The sequence below is a fragment of the Streptomyces sp. NBC_00289 genome, from assembly GCF_041435115.1.
Lineage (GTDB): Bacteria > Actinomycetota > Actinomycetes > Streptomycetales > Streptomycetaceae > Streptomyces.
Map to the genome: position 1 here is coordinate 5512804 of NZ_CP108046.1, position 14843 is coordinate 5527646.

The 14843-nt window shown below is 70.3% G+C and carries 15 protein-coding genes; 8 read left to right on the top strand and 7 right to left on the bottom strand.

What is annotated here, in order from left to right:
* Positions 1-89: 89 nt before the first annotated feature.
* Positions 90-1427 carry a D-inositol-3-phosphate glycosyltransferase gene (mshA, locus tag OG985_RS25055; RefSeq protein ID WP_371670576.1) on the top strand — a complete coding sequence of 446 codons (1338 nt, stop codon included), beginning with the start codon at positions 90-92 and terminating at the stop codon, positions 1425-1427.
* Complete coding sequence (locus tag OG985_RS25060; protein ID WP_371670577.1) at positions 1420-1920, top strand: YbjN domain-containing protein; 501 nt, start codon at positions 1420-1422, stop codon at positions 1918-1920. The genes mshA and OG985_RS25060 overlap by 8 nt, the downstream gene beginning before the upstream one ends.
* A gap of 61 nt (positions 1921-1981) precedes the next feature.
* Here OG985_RS25060 and OG985_RS25065 read toward each other — a convergent pair whose 3' ends face one another.
* Entirely contained in the window at positions 1982-2812 is an 831-nt protein-coding gene (locus OG985_RS25065; protein ID WP_371670578.1) for an AraC family transcriptional regulator, read from the bottom strand.
* On the opposite strand from OG985_RS25065, the gene OG985_RS25070 reads away from it, so the two are divergent.
* Positions 2811-3326 (top strand): DUF2000 family protein, encoded by a 516-nt coding sequence (locus tag OG985_RS25070; protein WP_371670579.1) that lies wholly within the window; start codon positions 2811-2813, stop codon positions 3324-3326. The genes OG985_RS25065 and OG985_RS25070 overlap by 2 nt on opposite strands.
* A gap of 56 nt (positions 3327-3382) precedes the next feature.
* Here the strand turns inward: OG985_RS25070 and OG985_RS25075 are convergent, their stop codons facing one another.
* Entirely contained in the window at positions 3383-4723 is a 1341-nt protein-coding gene (locus OG985_RS25075) for an MDR family MFS transporter (RefSeq protein WP_371670580.1), read from the bottom strand.
* Positions 4724-4875: 152 nt separating this feature from the next.
* Here OG985_RS25075 and OG985_RS25080 point away from each other — a divergent pair, with 152 nt between their 5' ends.
* Complete coding sequence (locus OG985_RS25080) at positions 4876-5637, top strand: phosphoglyceromutase (protein WP_371670581.1); 762 nt, start codon at positions 4876-4878, stop codon at positions 5635-5637.
* A 112-nt stretch (positions 5638-5749) separates the two neighbouring features.
* Here the strand turns inward: OG985_RS25080 and OG985_RS25085 are convergent, their stop codons facing one another.
* Positions 5750-6064: a hypothetical protein gene (locus tag OG985_RS25085; RefSeq protein ID WP_371670582.1), complete on the bottom strand. Its 315-nt coding sequence runs from the start codon at positions 6062-6064 to the stop codon at positions 5750-5752.
* Positions 6065-6297: 233 nt separating this feature from the next.
* On the opposite strand from OG985_RS25085, the gene OG985_RS25090 reads away from it, so the two are divergent.
* Positions 6298-7095, top strand: a complete 798-nt coding sequence (locus OG985_RS25090) for a hypothetical protein (protein WP_371670583.1) — start codon at positions 6298-6300, stop codon at positions 7093-7095.
* Positions 7096-7154: 59 nt separating this feature from the next.
* On the opposite strand, the gene OG985_RS25095 is transcribed toward OG985_RS25090, so the two are convergent.
* The 3 genes from OG985_RS25095 to phoU all read right to left on the bottom strand — a co-directional run bounded on the left by OG985_RS25095 (position 7155) and on the right by phoU (position 10612).
* Positions 7155-8354, bottom strand: a complete 1200-nt coding sequence (locus tag OG985_RS25095; RefSeq protein WP_371670584.1) for an NAD(P)/FAD-dependent oxidoreductase — start codon at positions 8352-8354, stop codon at positions 7155-7157.
* 92 nt (positions 8355-8446) lie between these two features.
* Positions 8447-9391: an RNA polymerase sigma-70 factor gene (locus OG985_RS25100; RefSeq protein WP_371670585.1), complete on the bottom strand. Its 945-nt coding sequence runs from the start codon at positions 9389-9391 to the stop codon at positions 8447-8449.
* A gap of 531 nt (positions 9392-9922) precedes the next feature.
* Entirely contained in the window at positions 9923-10612 is a 690-nt protein-coding gene (gene phoU / locus OG985_RS25105) for a phosphate signaling complex protein PhoU (RefSeq protein ID WP_371670586.1), read from the bottom strand.
* 232 nt (positions 10613-10844) lie between these two features.
* Here phoU and OG985_RS25110 point away from each other — a divergent pair, with 232 nt between their 5' ends.
* Positions 10845-12119 carry a sensor histidine kinase gene (locus OG985_RS25110; RefSeq protein WP_371670587.1) on the top strand — a complete coding sequence of 425 codons (1275 nt, stop codon included), beginning with the start codon at positions 10845-10847 and terminating at the stop codon, positions 12117-12119.
* Positions 12116-12796: a response regulator transcription factor gene (locus OG985_RS25115; RefSeq protein ID WP_015659563.1), complete on the top strand. Its 681-nt coding sequence runs from the start codon at positions 12116-12118 to the stop codon at positions 12794-12796. The genes OG985_RS25110 and OG985_RS25115 overlap by 4 nt, the downstream gene beginning before the upstream one ends.
* 144 nt (positions 12797-12940) lie before the next feature.
* Here OG985_RS25115 and OG985_RS25120 read toward each other — a convergent pair whose 3' ends face one another.
* A complete protein-coding gene (locus OG985_RS25120; protein ID WP_371670588.1) occupies positions 12941-13597 on the bottom strand; it encodes a copper chaperone PCu(A)C in 657 nt (218 codons plus the stop codon).
* Between the two features lie 738 nt (positions 13598-14335).
* On the opposite strand from OG985_RS25120, the gene OG985_RS25125 reads away from it, so the two are divergent.
* The gene (locus tag OG985_RS25125; RefSeq protein ID WP_003953493.1) at positions 14336-14818 is read left to right on the top strand and encodes a CarD family transcriptional regulator; all 483 of its coding nucleotides are present in this window, start codon (positions 14336-14338) and stop codon (positions 14816-14818) included.
* The last annotated feature ends 25 nt before the right edge of the window (positions 14819-14843 follow it).

Here is a 14843-nt window from a genome sequence, read left to right on the forward strand (position 1 = left end):
AAATGGAGCAGCGTCTTCCGGTGTTGGAGAGCCATGGAGGGTCCCCCACGCCCTCCGACAGGCATGTCCGCAGCAAGGAGGAACGCCAAGTGAGCCAGTACGTCAGCAGGCTCGGGCGGCGCTCCCCGGCGACACCCTCCCGCCTCAGGCTGCACCGGCGCCCCCGCCGGGTGGCCATGCTGTCCGTGCACACCTCACCGCTCCACCAGCCGGGCACCGGTGACGCGGGCGGCATGAACGTCTACATCGTGGAGCTCGCGCAGCGGCTCGCCGCGATCAACATCGAGGTCGAGATCTTCACGCGCGCGACCACCGGCGGTCTCCCGCCGACCGTCGAGCTCGCCCCCGGTGTCCTCGTCCGCCACGTCGACGCGGGCCCCTACGAGGGCCTGGCCAAGGAGGACCTCCCGGCTCAGCTGTGCGCCTTCACGCACGGTGTGATGCAGGCGTGGGCCGGCCACCGCCCGGGCTACTACGACCTCGTGCACTCCCACTACTGGCTCTCCGGCCACGTCGGCTGGCTCGCCGCCCAGCGCTGGGGCGTCCCCCTCGTCCACGCCATGCACACCATGGCCAAGGTCAAGAACGCCAACCTGGCCGACGGCGACACCCCCGAGCCCGCCGCCCGCGTCATCGGCGAGACGCAGATCGTCGCCGCCGCGGACCGCCTCATCGCCAACACCGCCGAAGAGGCCGACGAACTCGTCCGGCACTACGCCGCCGACCACGGCAAGGTCGCCGTCGTCCACCCGGGCGTGAACCTCGAGCGCTTCCGCCCCGCCGACGGCCGCGCCGCCGCCCGCGCCCGCCTCGGCCTGCCCCAGGACGCGCTGATCCCGCTCTTCGCGGGCCGTATCCAGCCCCTCAAGGCCCCCGACGTCCTCCTGCGCGCGGTGGCCGTCCTCCTGGACGAGCGCCCCGATCTGCGCCCGAGCCTCGTGGTCCCGGTGGTCGGCGGCCTCAGCGGCAGCGGCCTGGCCAAGCCCGAGGGCCTGCAGAAACTCGCCTCGCGACTCGGCGTCGCGGATGTCGTACGGTTCTGTCCGCCCGTCGGCCAGGAGCAGCTGGCGGACTGGTTCCGGGCGGCCTCCGTCCTGGTCATGCCCTCCTACAGCGAGTCCTTCGGCCTGGTGGCCATAGAGGCGCAGGCGGCCGGTACGCCGGTGCTGGCGGCCTCGGTCGGCGGCCTCCCGGTGGCCGTACGCGACGGGCAGACGGGCTTCCTGGTCCAGGGGCACCGTCCCGCGGACTACGCGCGCGTGCTGCGCGACTTCGCCGACGACCCGGCCCTGTCGCCCCGGATGGGCGCGGCCGCCGCCCGGCACGCCCAGTCCTTCGGCTGGGACACCGCGGCCGCCGCCACCGCGGACGTCTACACGGCCGCGACCCAGTCCCACCGGCGTCGCGTACGCTCCCACCATGGCTGATGCAGAGACGGCGGCCCAGGTGATCGAGGGCTTCCTGAAGGACGCCGAACTCGAATGGGAGAGCCCCGCTCCCGGCAACTACGTCGTGAAGCTCCCCGGCACCCGCAAGCTCTCGACGACCGTCTCACTCCTGGTCGGCAGACACTCGCTCTCCCTCAACGCCTTCGTGATCCGCCACCCCGACGAGAACGAGTCCGGCGTCCACCGCTGGCTCCTGGAGCGCAACCTCAAGCTGTACGGCGTGAGTTACGCCGTCGACCCGCTCGGCGACGTCTACGTCACCGGCAAGCTGCCGCTGGCGGCCGTCACCGCCGACGAGACCGACCGCCTCCTCGGACAGGTCCTGGAGGCGGCCGACGGCAGCTTCAACACCCTTCTGGAGCTGGGCTTCGCGTCCTCGATCCGCAAGGAGTACGCGTGGCGCGTCTCCCGCGGCGAGTCGACGCGGAACCTGGAGGCGTTCGCCCACCTGACACAGCGCCCGGCCGACTGACCTCGACGAGACTCCTTCCGGGCTCTTTCGAGGCCGCCTTACGTGTCCTCCATGCAGGACGCTATCCGCCGCCCGCCACCGGTCGCGTTCCTTCCGCCGACCTTGCGAAGGCGTACCGCCCCGGTGTGACTCCCACCAACTTCCGGAAGTGGCGCGTGAGATGGGACTGGTCGAAGAAGCCGGTCGCCGTGGCCACCTCGCCGGGCGGGCGGCCGTCGAGCAGCAGACGGCGGGCGCGGTCGACCCGGCGGGAGTTGAGGTACTGGTGCGGGGCGATGCCGTAGGCGCTGCTGAACGCCCGTACGAGATGCGCGGGATGGGCGTGTACGAGCCCGGCGGCCTCCTCGAGGCCGAGGCCGTCGACGACGTGCTCGTCGAGCAGCTCCCGCAGCCGGCGGGCGAGGACCGGGTCAGGGCGCGGAGCGCCGGCCGCCAGGGCAGGCAGCAGCCGGGCACGCAGCCGTTCGGCGATGAGCGTCAGCCTGCTCTCGGCCTCCAGCTCGTCACCGGGCCGCTCCATGGCGGTGTGCAGTTGGCCGACGCGCAGGCGCAGCACCGGGTCCCGCAGGTCGGGCGCGTCGACGGCGGCCCCGATGAGGTCGTCGGCGAGCCGGCTGTCGTCCAGGTACAGGACCCGCTTGCGGAAGCCGTGCGGGGTGGCGGGAGAGCCGTTGTGCGGAACGTGCGGCGGCAACAGGGACACCGTGTCGTCCGGGGTGCCGTGCTCGTGCCGGTCGAGGTCGTACCGGACGGCCCCGTCGTCCACGATGAGCAGCGTCCACGCGTCGTGGACGTGCATCGGATAGGCGTACTCCGTGAAGTGGGCGTGGAACACCTCGACGACACCCGGGATCCGGGGACGCCAGGCGGTCACCTCGCGCTGAGCGGCCATGCAAAGAACGTACAAGACGGTGCCGTACACGGGTCGGCAGTCTCAAGGCATGAACGCAGGCTTGAACGCAGACATGAACGCACGAACGAACCCGGAACCGGTCATCCGCTTCGACACCAAGATCGCCGTACTGCTGCGCGAGGACCTGGAGCCCTGGCAGCGCCTCAACGTCACCGCGTTCCTGGTCAGCGGCCTCGGATCGCAGGTGCCCGAGGTGATCGGGGAGCCGTACGAGGATGCCGACGGGGTGGCCTACCTGCCGATGTTCCGCCAGCCGGTGCTGGTCTTCGAGGGCACGAAGGAGACGCTGAAGGCCGCGCACACGCGCGCACTGTCGCGCGCGCTGCCCCGAGCGCTCTTCACGTCCGACCTCTTCTCCACGGGCAACGACCGCGACAACCGAGCGGCGGTGCGAGCCGTGGGAACGGCGGAACTGGACGTGGTGGGGCTCGCGGTACACGGCCCGAAGAACGCGGTGGACAAGGTGCTCAAGGGGGCACGGATGCATCCGTGAGGGAGTGCGGGTGGGGCACGGTGGGGCCGGGACCGGGGCCGGGGACCGGACCGTGCCTAGGGCGTGGGCGCTCCCTCGGTGAGGGGCGGCTTCCTCTCGGTGAGGGCTGATTCCCCGACGCTGAGGGCCGGTTTCCCGACGTTGAGGGCCGCCTCCCCGTCCGTCGCCGCCGCCGCGTCCACGACGGTCGTCGGGTCCTCGGCCGGCAGGCGTCGCATGAGTGCGCCGTACCCGATCGCGGCCCCCGTACCGATCACCGCGCACACCCCCCACAGCCACTCCGCGCCGAACCGGTCGATGACGATGCCGGACATGAGGGGTGCGACCAGAGCGGCGACGGACCAGGACAGCGTGTACATGCCCTGGTAGCGGCCGCGGCCGTGGACGGGGGAGAGGCGGACGACCAGGCCGGTCTGTGTGGGCGCGTTGACGATCTCGGCCAGGGTCCACACGCACACCGTGAGGATGAAGACACCGACGGACCCGGCGAAGGCGGTGAGCCCGAAGCCGTACCCGGCGAACAGGGACGAGACCACCAGCAGCCGCTTGGGATCGCGGTGTTCGATGAACCGGGTGACCGGGATCTGGAGCGCGACGATCAGGACACCGTTGACGGCGATCGCCGTGCCGTAGTCGGCGGGCGTGAAGCCGGCCTCGCCCATGGCGACCGGCAGTCCGACCGCCCCCTGCTGGAAGATCAGGGCCACGAGGAAGGACAGCCCGACGACGCTCATGAAACGCCCGTCGCGCAGCACGGTGCCGAGACCCACATCCGCCGCGACCTGCTTGCCGGCCGGAACGGCGGGCCGCGACTCGGGCAGCTTCAGGAAGACGACGACCGCGCAGAGAGCCGTCATCCCCGCCTCGATCAGGAACCCGGCGAGATAGCTGTACTCGGCGATGAAGCCCGCGCCCATGGAGGAGACGGCGAAACCGAGGTTGATCGCCCAGTAGTTCAGCGAGAAGGCGCGGACGCGGTCCTCGGGCCGGACGATGTCGGCCATCATCGCCTGCACGGCCGGCCGGGAGGCGTTGGACGTCATGCCGACGAGGAAGGCGACGGCGGCGATGGCGAGCGGGTCGTGCACGAAGCCGAGCAGCGCGACGGACAGTGCCGTCGACGCCTGGGCGACGAGCAGGGTGGGCCGCCGCCCGAGCCGGTCCGCCATCACACCGGCGACGAGGGAGGAGACGACCCCGCCGAGACCGTGCAGCGAGGCCACCAGACCGGCGTACGAGGCGGAGTAGCCGCGGTCCAGGGTCAGATACAGCGCCATGAAGGTGGCGACGAACGCGCCGAGCCGGTTGACGAGGGTGCTGATCCACAGCCACCAGAACGCGCGGGGAAGACCGGAGACGCTCTCGCGGGCGGCACGTCTCAGGGCGGCGACGGACATGGCGGATCCCCCACGGATGTAAGCGGCTCAGGCGGTGAGCACACGTTACGAGGGGGCCGTAACCGCAGGCCACTCAATTAACAGATCCCGTCAACTGTCCGCCTCTCGAGCGGACGCGCAAGCGATCGAAGCCTTCCATTACGCTCATACGCATGGCCGACGCACCGTACAAGCTGATCCTCCTCCGCCACGGCGAGAGCGAATGGAACGCGAAGAACCTGTTCACCGGCTGGGTGGACGTCAACCTCAACGAGAAGGGCGAGAAGGAGGCAGTCCGCGGCGGTGAGCTGCTCAAAGACGCCGGCCTGCTCCCCGACGTGGTCCACACCTCCCTCCAGAAGCGCGCCATCCGCACCGCGCAGCTCGCCCTGGAGTCCGCCGACCGCCACTGGATCCCGGTCCACCGCAGCTGGCGCCTGAACGAACGCCACTACGGCGCCCTCCAGGGCAAGGACAAGGCGCAGACGCTCGCGGAGTTCGGCGAGGAGCAGTTCATGCTCTGGCGCCGCTCCTACGACACCCCGCCGCCGCCCATCGAGGACGGCTCGGAGTTCTCCCAGTCGGACGACCCGCGCTACGCGACCATCCCCCCGGAGCTCCGCCCCCGCACGGAGTGCCTGAAGGACGTCGTCATCCGGATGCTCCCGTACTGGTACGACGGCATCGTCCCCGACCTCCTCACCGGCCGCACGGTCCTGGTCGCGGCCCACGGCAACAGCCTCCGCGCCCTCGTCAAGCACCTCGACGGCATCTCCGACGCCGACATCGCGGGCCTGAACATCCCGACCGGCATCCCCCTCGCCTACGAACTCGACGCCGACTTCAAGCCCCTCAACCCCGGCGGCACCTACCTCGACCCGGACGCGGCAGCGGCGGCGATCGAGGCGGTCAAGAACCAGGGCAAGAAGAAGTAGTTTCCGCGATCACGCCCCCGAACCGCGCTCACGGCGCGGGGCGGGGGCGTTTTCACATCATGGGGTTCCACGGGCGGAGTTCGCCTCCGGGGTGGCTGGGGGAAGTGGCGGATCATCGTGCGGCCAAGAGGGCGAACACCCCCGCTCCGCCCCCCAGCAGCAGTAGCTGAACTGTCCCTGAGATGCGCCAGCCCAGGGCAAGCAGACCACCGCCCGTGACCACCGCACCGGCGGCCAGGAACCACATCGCCTGGCGTGCGACCCGTGGTGCGTCCGGAGGATTGGGCTCGTCGTAGGTGTCGGCCCAACCCGTCATCCCGTAGCCGTAGAGCAACCAGGCGATCACCAGCAGGTCGATCAGGAGCAGTGCCGCTCCGACTCCGACCTGCTGTCCGGCTGACGGCCTGTTCGCACGCTTCGTTCCCACCGTCGTGCCCCCTGTCGCCGATCGTCTGAGAACTGCATGGGGCGCAGCATGCGGGCCTCAGCCCGGACGACGCATGAGTACGCGTACTCAGGCGTCTTGAGCGACCGCTGCGGGGCAGCTCATCGAGCCCGGACACCGCGAGATAGGCTCGGCGGCCTTGGCATGGATCTGCCATTCACCTGGGGGGCGTGGGGATTTCCGTACGTGATTCCGTACCGCGCAGAGTGACGAGCGTGGCCTTCGCGACCGTGCTGCTCGCCGGGGGACCGGTCGCCTGCGGAGCGGGTGTCGAGCGTGATTCCGCGGTCGCGGACACGCCCGCTGTTGCCGTGGCGAAGGCGGCGAGGACTTCCAGGGACATCACGTCGCTGCACTATCGGGTCAGCGGGACCCTGCCGGTGAAGGGCCACCTGGAGGCGGAGGCCTCCATGACGACGAAACCGCTGGCCATGAGCATGAAAATCACCGCTCCGGCCCATCTGGGCGGGGGTGTCGGACTGGAGATCCGCTTCGTCGACAAGGTCATGTACGTCCGCAGCGACGCGATCCGGGCCGAGAAGCTGCGTGGCAGGAGTTGGCTCAGCACTGCGCCCGCCGTATGGGGACGCACCGGGGTGGACAACCAGTCGTACGGCGTGCTGCCCGGTCAGCTGGAGGGGACCCCGACGGTGCAGTCCACGCTTCTGACCGGTTCCAAGGACCTGCGGCTGATCGGGACCGAGACGGTCGACGGCGTCGAGACCAGGCACTACAAGGGGACGGTCAACAGTGAGGGCCTGAAGCTCGGGCGCCTCGATCGGTTCATACAGCTGGAGGTCTCCGACCCGCTCACCATGGACCTGTGGACCGACGGCGACGGCCGCACCAAACAGTTTCGTATGCGGGCCGAGGGCAACGACGTGGCTACCGGCACCGGGAACGGGCCGCTCGACCTGACCGTCACCTTCCTCGACATCAACCAGTCCCTGACCATCAAAGCCCCGCCGGCCGCGGACACCACCCCACTCCTGGGCGACGAGCAGGAAGGCTGAGCGTCCCCCGGGCGGAGACGGGCGTCCCCGTCGTGAGGGCGCCCGTTCCGATGGTCGGGTCAGGCCGGTGTCCTGATCGTCGTGTCCGCTGTCCGGGCCGGGGCGGCCACGACGTGGCGGCGGCGGGTCGGGAGTCCGAGGGTCGGGTTGGCGACGCCCCAGGCCGCGCCTTTGCAGACCAACTCCTTGTAGCGGGCGGCGAGTCGTCCGGTCAGGGCCGCTCGGACGGCACGGTCGTCGGCGGTGACGTACTGGATCAGGCCTTCCTTGCGACCCAGCGAGATGCACTGGTTGAAGTAGCGGAGCGAGGTGTTCGGGAGCTTCCTGCCCGTCAGGCGGGCCGCGATGGCGTCGGCTGCCTGCCAAGCCATGGGGGTGCCCGAGGCGCACGACATCCGCAGGGGTTTGTCGCCGGCGCCCATCGCCATGGCCGCGTCGCCGATGGCGTACACGTCCGGGTGCGAGACCGAGCACATGGTCCCGTCGACCACGATCTGGCCCCGGTCGGTGACCTCCAGAGTGGTGGCCTTCGCGATCGGGTGGACGGCGAAGCCCGTGGTCCACACGGTGACCGCGGCCGGGACGGACCTGCCGTCGGCGGTGACGACGCGGTCGGCCTCCACGCCGGTGACGGTGGCCTGCTCGTGCACGGTGATGCCGAGCCCGTCGACGACCTTCCGCACGTGCCGACGGCCCTTGGGAGAGAGCCAGTCGCCGAGGCGTCCGCCGGCGGCGAGGCCGACGGCGAGGTCCGGGCGGGCCTCGGCGATCTCGGTCGCGGCCTCCAGGCCGGTGAGGCCCCCACCGACCACGACCACGCGTTGTCCGGCGTCCAGGCCGGCCAAGCGCTCGCGCAGCCGGAGCGCCCCGGGACGGCTGGCGATCTCGTGGGCGTGCTCCGTCGAGCCGGGGACGCCCTGGTCGTTCCAGCCGCTGCCGAGGGCGTACACGAGGGTGTCGTACTCCCGTTCCTCGGCACCGTTCGCGTCGGTCGACGTGACGGTCCTGCGGTCGACGTCGACGCCGGTGACCTTCGCGATCCTCACTTCGACGCCGGTGCCCGCGAACATCTCGCTGAAGGGCCGGGGTTCGAGGTTCTGGCCGACCGCGAGCTGGTGCATCCGGACGCGCTCGACGAAGTCGGGCTCGGCGTTGACGAGGGTGATGGTGACGTCCTCGCGGCGCAGCCGCTTGGCGAGGCGTCCGGCGGCGATGGCTCCGCTGTATCCGGCTCCGAGGACGATGATGCGGTGCTGCATTCTCTGCTCCTGTCTCGCGCGGTTTCGCCCCTTGAACCGGGCGGCCCGCCGTTTCCTGACAGGAACGCGATGTGAAGCAGCTCACATCGGGGTCAGAAGGTGATGACCAGGGGTTCTCCGTGCTCGGCGGCCGCCCAGCTCCGGGTCGCACGTTCGAGTTTGTCGGGGTTGACCTGGCTGCGGATCGCGGCGATGCCCTCGGCGGTGATCTCCAGGCACATGACGCCGACGACCCGGCCGTCGACGACCGCCACGACGGCGGGGCCGCCGTTGGCGGTCGTGGCGTAGACCTCGGGTGAGCCGCCGACCAGGGCGCGCTTGGCCTTGCCGGGTGTGAACAGACCCCGCGTGAACTTCGCGACCGCGAGGGCGCCCTCGAACGCCTTGGCGCGGGCCGGGACCTTCCCGCCGCCGTCGCCGATCGCGACGGCGTCCTGGGTGAGCAGCCGCACGAGCGGCTCGGTCCGGCCGCTGGTGGCTGCCGCGAGGAACTCGTCGACGATCCGCCGGGCGGCGGCCTCGTCGACGTCGGCGCGGGCCTCACCGGCCGCGACGTGCTTCTTGGCGCGGTGGAAGATCTGCTGGCTGGCGGCCTCGGTGATGTCGAGGACGTCGGCGATCTCCCGGTGCGGGTAGTCGAAGGCCTCCCGCAGCACGTACACCGCCCGCTCGTTGGGGGAGAGGCGCTCCAGCAGGGCGAGGACGGCGTACGAGACCGATTCGCGCTGTTCGGCGGAGTCGGCCGGGCCGAGCATCCGGTCCCCGGCGAGCAGCGGTTCGGGGAGCCACTGGCCCACGTAGGTCTCGCGGCGCGCGCGGGCCGAGGTGAGCTGGTTGAGGCACAGGTTGGTGAGCACCTTGGTCAGCCACGCCTCGGGGACCTCGACGCGGTCGACGTCGGCGGCCTGCCAGCGCAGGAACGCCTCCTGCACGGCGTCCTCGGCCTCGCTCGCGGAGCCCAGGAGGCGGTAGGCGATGGCCTCCAGGCGGGGCCTGGACGCCTCGAACCGGTCCACGTCGTTCATGGTCAGGGCCATGGTCCGGATCCTAGCCCGCGCGGGTGCGCGGATGTGTGGTGTCCGGTGGCAGGCGGCCCCATGACAAAGGACCCCGCTGCCTCGCGCTGCCCGGGGTCCTTCGTCGTCGTGGCGGATCTTCCGTACGGCGTCGTCCGCGTCGTACGGAAGATCCGCTACGACGTCAGCCGCACTGGCACGGATTGCCCGACTGGCAGCCGCAGCCGCAGCCCGAGCCGCAGCCGCACGCGCCGAAGAGCGGGAGGCTTTTGATCTCGGTGGGCTGATCGGTCCGGCGTTCCTGCGTGGGGTCGGGCGCGGGAGTGCTGGGGGATTCGGCCATGGGTCCCTCCTGGAGGCTGGTGCCTGTGCCCATTGCATGCCCGTTCCCCTGGGCGCATCAACGGCGCACAGTGGCTCGCGCGCGGGCGGAGCACGGCGTCGTCAACTCCCGTTCCGCCACTCCGGTCTCGCCACACCCCGCGGCCACACCACGTCCCGACAGGCCCGACCCCGGTCGCGCCTTCGGCCGGACCCCCGTCGCGCCTCTGGTCAGGCCCCCTCGACCCCGGTGACCGGCTGGATGTCCTGCTGGACGGCGTCCGCGTGCTCACCCGTCACCAGGTACACCACCCGCTTCGCCACCGAGACCGCGTGGTCCGCGAAGCGCTCGTAGTAGCGGCCGAGCAGGGTCACGTCCACGGCCGTCTCGATGCCGTGCTTCCACTTGTCGTCCAGCAGGTGCTGGAAGAGCGTGCGGTGCAGGAGGTCCATCTCGTCGTCGTCCTGCTCCAGCTGGAGGGCCAGGTCGACGTCCTTGGTGATGATCACCTCGGCGGCCTTCGCCATCAGGCGCTGCGCGAGCTGGCCCATCTCCAGGATGGTGGCGTGCAGGTCGTGCGGGATGGCCCGCTCGGGGAAGCGCAGCCGGGCCAGTTTGGCCACGTGCTGGGCCAGGTCACCCGAGCGCTCCAGGTCGGCCGACATGCGCAGTGAGGTGACGACGATCCTGAGGTCCGTCGCCACCGGCTGCTGACGGGCCAGCAAGGCTATGGCCCGGGCCTCCAGGTCGTGCTGCAGCTCGTCGACCTTCTTGTCGGCCTCGATGACGCTTTCGGCCAGCTTCAGGTCGGAGTCGAGGATGGCCGTCGTGGCGCGCCCGATCGCCGAGCCGACCAGCCGGGCCATCTCCACCAGTCCGTCGCCGATCGAATCCAGTTCCTCGTGGTACGCGTCCCGCATCAGGGTTCCCTCTCCTACGTGATCTCTGGGGCTCCGGGGGCTCCGGGGGCCGTAGCTTCGGCTGAAAACCGGCGGTGCGAACCCCACGCTCCCACGTTCGGGCCTGTACGCGTCGGTTTCCGTCACCCCAAATGAACCAACACTGGCTCCTAGGTGAACTCTGGGCGACGAGTGTTCGAGCTCGCACTCGGATGGCTGTGGCCAGGATGGATCCCATGCCTAACCTGAACGCATGGACGTGAACGCGGCGGTCGCCGCAGCGGCAGCGATCGCCGGGGTACTCACCGGTGTCATCGCCATGCTGGCGTTCCGCTGGAGCGAACGCGACCAGAAGCGACCGACCAGAACCTCGCTGCATACGGACCCGGTCCTTCCGCCGGGTGTGGACACGGTGCTCTCCGTGCTCCGCTCCTCGGCCGTCGTCCTCGACGAGGCGGACGCCGTGGTCAAGGCCAGCTCGGCGGCGTACGCCCTCGGGCTGGTCCGCGGCGGCAAGCTCTCCGTGGAGCCGATGCTCCTGATGGCCCGGGACACCCGGCGCGACGGGGAGATACGCCAGGTCGAGCTGGACCTCCCGAGGCGGGGCACCGGGCGGGGCGAGGCACTCGCCGTGTCCGCCAGAGTCGCCCCGCTCGGCTCCCGGCTCGTCCTCCTGCTCGTCGAGGACCTCACCGAGGCCCGGCGCATCGAGGCGGTACGGCGCGACTTCGTCGCCAATGTCAGCCACGAGCTCAAGACCCCGGTCGGGGCGCTCTCCCTCCTGTCCGAGGCCGTCATGGACGCCGCCGACGAACCGGACGCCGTGCAGCGCTTCGCCGGGCGCATGCAGATCGAGGCGACCCGGCTCACCAACCTGGTGCAGGAGCTCATCGACCTCTCGCGGGTCCAGAACGACGACCCGCTGGAGGACGCCGAACCCGTCCGCGTGGACGAACTCGTCGCCGAGGCCATCGACCGCTGCCGGCACCAGGCCGGCACCAAGCAGATCACCATGGCCGCCGGCGGCACCGCCGACCTGCACGTCTGGGGGAACCGGGGGCAGCTCGCCGCCGCCCTGGGCAACCTCGTCGAGAACGCCGTCAACTATTCACCCGCGCGGACGCGGGTCGGCATAGCCGCCCGCCGGTTGACCGCGACGGGTGGTGACATGATCGAGGTCGCCGTCACCGACCAGGGCATCGGCATCACCGAAAAGGACAAGGAGCGCATCTTCGAGCGCTTCTACCGCGTCGACCCGGCCCGATCCCGTGCCACGGGTGGTACGGGCCTCGGGCTGGCGATCGTCAAGCACGTGGCCGCCTCGCACGGCGGGGAGGTCACGGTGTGGAGCGCTGAGGGTCAGGGCTCCACGTTCACCCTGCGGCTGCCGGAGGCGGGTGCGGCCCGAGACCGCGCCCAGCAGCACCCCGCCGACGACGGGTTCGACGACGAGCCCGGGCGGTCCTCTTCCCCACACCCCCACACGCCCCCGTACGAACCGCTTCCCGCCCCGGAGGTCCTTCCGTGACCCGAGTGCTTGTCGTCGAGGACGAGGAGTCCTTCTCCGACGCCCTGTCGTACATGCTCCGCAAGGAGGGCTTCGAGGTCGCCGTGGCGACCACCGGGCCCGACGGACTCGACGAGTTCGAACGCAACGGCGCCGACCTCGTCCTGCTCGACCTGATGCTGCCCGGCCTGCCGGGCACTGAGGTGTGCCGCCAGCTGCGCGGCCGCTCCAACGTCCCGGTGATCATGGTCACCGCGAAGGACAGCGAGATCGACAAGGTCGTCGGCCTGGAAATAGGAGCCGACGACTACGTGACCAAGCCGTTCTCCTCCCGCGAGCTGGTCGCCCGCATCCGGGCCGTCCTGCGCCGTCGCGGCGAGCCGGAGGAGGTCACGCCCGCCGCGCTGGAGGCGGGCCCGGTCCGGATGGACGTCGACCGCCACGTGGTCACGGTCTCCGGCTCGAAGGTGGATCTGCCGCTCAAGGAGTTCGACCTCCTGGAGATGCTGCTCCGCAACGCCGGCCGGGTCCTGACCCGCATGCAGCTCATCGACCGCGTCTGGGGTGCCGACTACGTCGGTGACACCAAGACCCTCGACGTGCACGTCAAGCGGCTGCGCGCCAAGATCGAGCCGGACCCGGGCGCGCCGCGCTACCTGGTGACCGTCCGCGGCCTCGGCTACAAGTTCGAGCCGTAGGCCGCCGTCCCCATGGCCTGACGGCCAGGGGCGGGTTCGGATACGGCGGAAGGGCGGGTCCTCCTCGCGAGGAGGACCCGCCCTTCCGCCGTATCCGTCACTGCTCCGTGCCGGTGGTGACCGTGGTGCCGGTGGTACGACCGCTCAGTTGCCGGCGGCCGACTCGCTCGCGGACGCCGAGTCCGTCGAGGAGGGCGACTCGGAGGCGGTCCCGGACGCCGACGCGTCGCCGGACGGCTTCTCGGAGGAGCCCGCGCTCGGCGAGGAGCCGGCGTCCGGCGCCGCCGGGACCTTGGACGGACCCCACGTGGTGAAGTACCTGTCGGCGGGGACCACGAAGGCCCGCAGGCTCACGTCGCCGGTCTTGCTGAAGGTGAAGGTGACCTTCTGCGCGTTGCCGTCCCTGACGGCCTCACCGGGGTCGGTGAGCGCGGCCGAGGCGTTGCCGTCGCCGCCGAGGATGACGTGACCGCCGGGCGGAATGGTCAGCTTGCCCTTGCCCTTGGCGGGCGTGATCTTCGCGCTGCCGTCGCCCGCGACGCTGACCGCGTCCAGGGTCTGGGGGGTGGAGCCGGTGTTGAAAAGGGTGGCGGAGACCACGGCCGGGCCCGGGGAGTCGGTGACGGGCTGGGTGATGACAATGGCGTTCTGGATCTTGATGTCACCGACCGCCGTCTCCGCGTTGTCCGGCTTGACCTCGAGGGTCTGCGCGTCGGTGCCGGCCGCGCACGCGGAGAGCGCGGCGATCGAGAACGCGGTGGCGGCGGCGGCGAGGGCGCCGCGTCGAAGGCTGCTGCTCACGGCGGCGGCAACTCCTTGACTTGTGAGCGAGGCGGCCGTAAAGCCGCGCTAAGTGTCTGTCAGCGGCCTTAGGTTACCGAGCCGTTCCCGCCGCGCCGCACCCGACCCTCCCCGCGGGGCCTGTCTTTCGGGTCGGTCCGGGGTCGCGGGCCGTGCCGCAGGCGTTCACAAGTGCTCCGGAGCCGCATTGACGCGCACTCGTCCGCCATTCACATAAGAGCTCAGGCATACCGCGCGCACCGGCTCGCAAAATTTCCGTGAAGGAATGCGCGGCCACCCCGGGAATTGATCACCGACTGCCGAGTCGGACCTTCCGGCACACGTTCCGGGGACCTTCCGTCGGAACGTTCCGGAGGGCTTCCGCCACACGTTCTGCCGGACGTTCCGCGAACCATCCGTGACGCTTCCGCCGCGCCTTCCGCCGACTGTCGTGATCAATTCCGGATTCGTCCCGTACCCGTCGCTCGCACCGAACGGAGTAGCGGAAGTCGCACGCTTGGAACCGGACATATGGGGACGTTCGTCCTCTCTGGAGGGCCTCCCGATGTGTGTAACGTACGGGTTTCACCTCCGCCGGACAGTGGCTCCGACCTGCGAATACCTTCCTGCGCTCGGCCCGCGCAGCACGTTCGTGTCGCAGTTGTCAAGCCCCGAGATGTGCCCTGACCTGCGAAAACGCCATTCAGAACACGCAGTTTCCGTGTTACTCTGGATAGCCACGGAAGGGGTACCTGTCACATGACGTTCAAGGTTGGCGACACCGTGGTCTATCCCCATCACGGGGCCGCGCTGATCGAGGCTATCGAAACTCGCCAGATCAAAGGCGTGGACAAGACCTACTTGGTGCTGAAGGTCGCCCAGGGTGATCTGACGGTACGTGTGCCAGCGGACAATGCGGAGTTCGTCGGCGTGCGTGATGTGGTCGGTCAGGACGGACTGGACCGGGTCTTCGAGGTGCTGCGCGCGCCGTACGCCGAGGAGCCCACGAACTGGTCGCGTCGTTACAAGGCAAACCTGGAGAAGCTCGCCTCCGGCGATGTCATCAAGGTCGCGGAAGTCGTGCGTGACCTGTGGCGTCGTGAGCGCGAGCGCGGACTCTCCGCAGGTGAGAAGCGCATGCTCGCCAAGGCCCGCCAGATCCTGGTGAGCGAGCTCGCTCTCGCGGAGAACACGAACGAGGACAAGGCCGAGGCCCTGCTCGACGAGGTTCTCGCGTCCTGAACTGACGCCGGCAGCCAGCCCGCTC

Coding starts and splice junctions, on each gene's coding strand:
- OG985_RS25070 (WP_371670579.1), top strand. CDS start 2,811: ATGCAAAGAACGTACAAGACGGTGCCGTACACGGGTCGGCAGTCTCAA.
- phoU (WP_371670586.1), bottom strand. CDS start 10,612: ATGCGGGACGCGTACCACGAGGAACTGGATTCGATCGGCGACGGACTG.
- OG985_RS25110 (WP_371670587.1), top strand. CDS start 10,845: ATGGACGTGAACGCGGCGGTCGCCGCAGCGGCAGCGATCGCCGGGGTA.
- OG985_RS25125 (WP_003953493.1), top strand. CDS start 14,336: ATGACGTTCAAGGTTGGCGACACCGTGGTCTATCCCCATCACGGGGCC.
- OG985_RS25095 (WP_371670584.1), bottom strand. CDS start 8,354: ATGCAGCACCGCATCATCGTCCTCGGAGCCGGATACAGCGGAGCCATC.
- OG985_RS25075 (WP_371670580.1), bottom strand. CDS start 4,723: ATGTCCGTCGCCGCCCTGAGACGTGCCGCCCGCGAGAGCGTCTCCGGT.
- OG985_RS25100 (WP_371670585.1), bottom strand. CDS start 9,391: ATGGCCCTGACCATGAACGACGTGGACCGGTTCGAGGCGTCCAGGCCC.
- OG985_RS25065 (WP_371670578.1), bottom strand. CDS start 2,812: ATGGCCGCTCAGCGCGAGGTGACCGCCTGGCGTCCCCGGATCCCGGGT.
- OG985_RS25080 (WP_371670581.1), top strand. CDS start 4,876: ATGGCCGACGCACCGTACAAGCTGATCCTCCTCCGCCACGGCGAGAGC.
- OG985_RS25060 (WP_371670577.1), top strand. CDS start 1,420: ATGGCTGATGCAGAGACGGCGGCCCAGGTGATCGAGGGCTTCCTGAAG.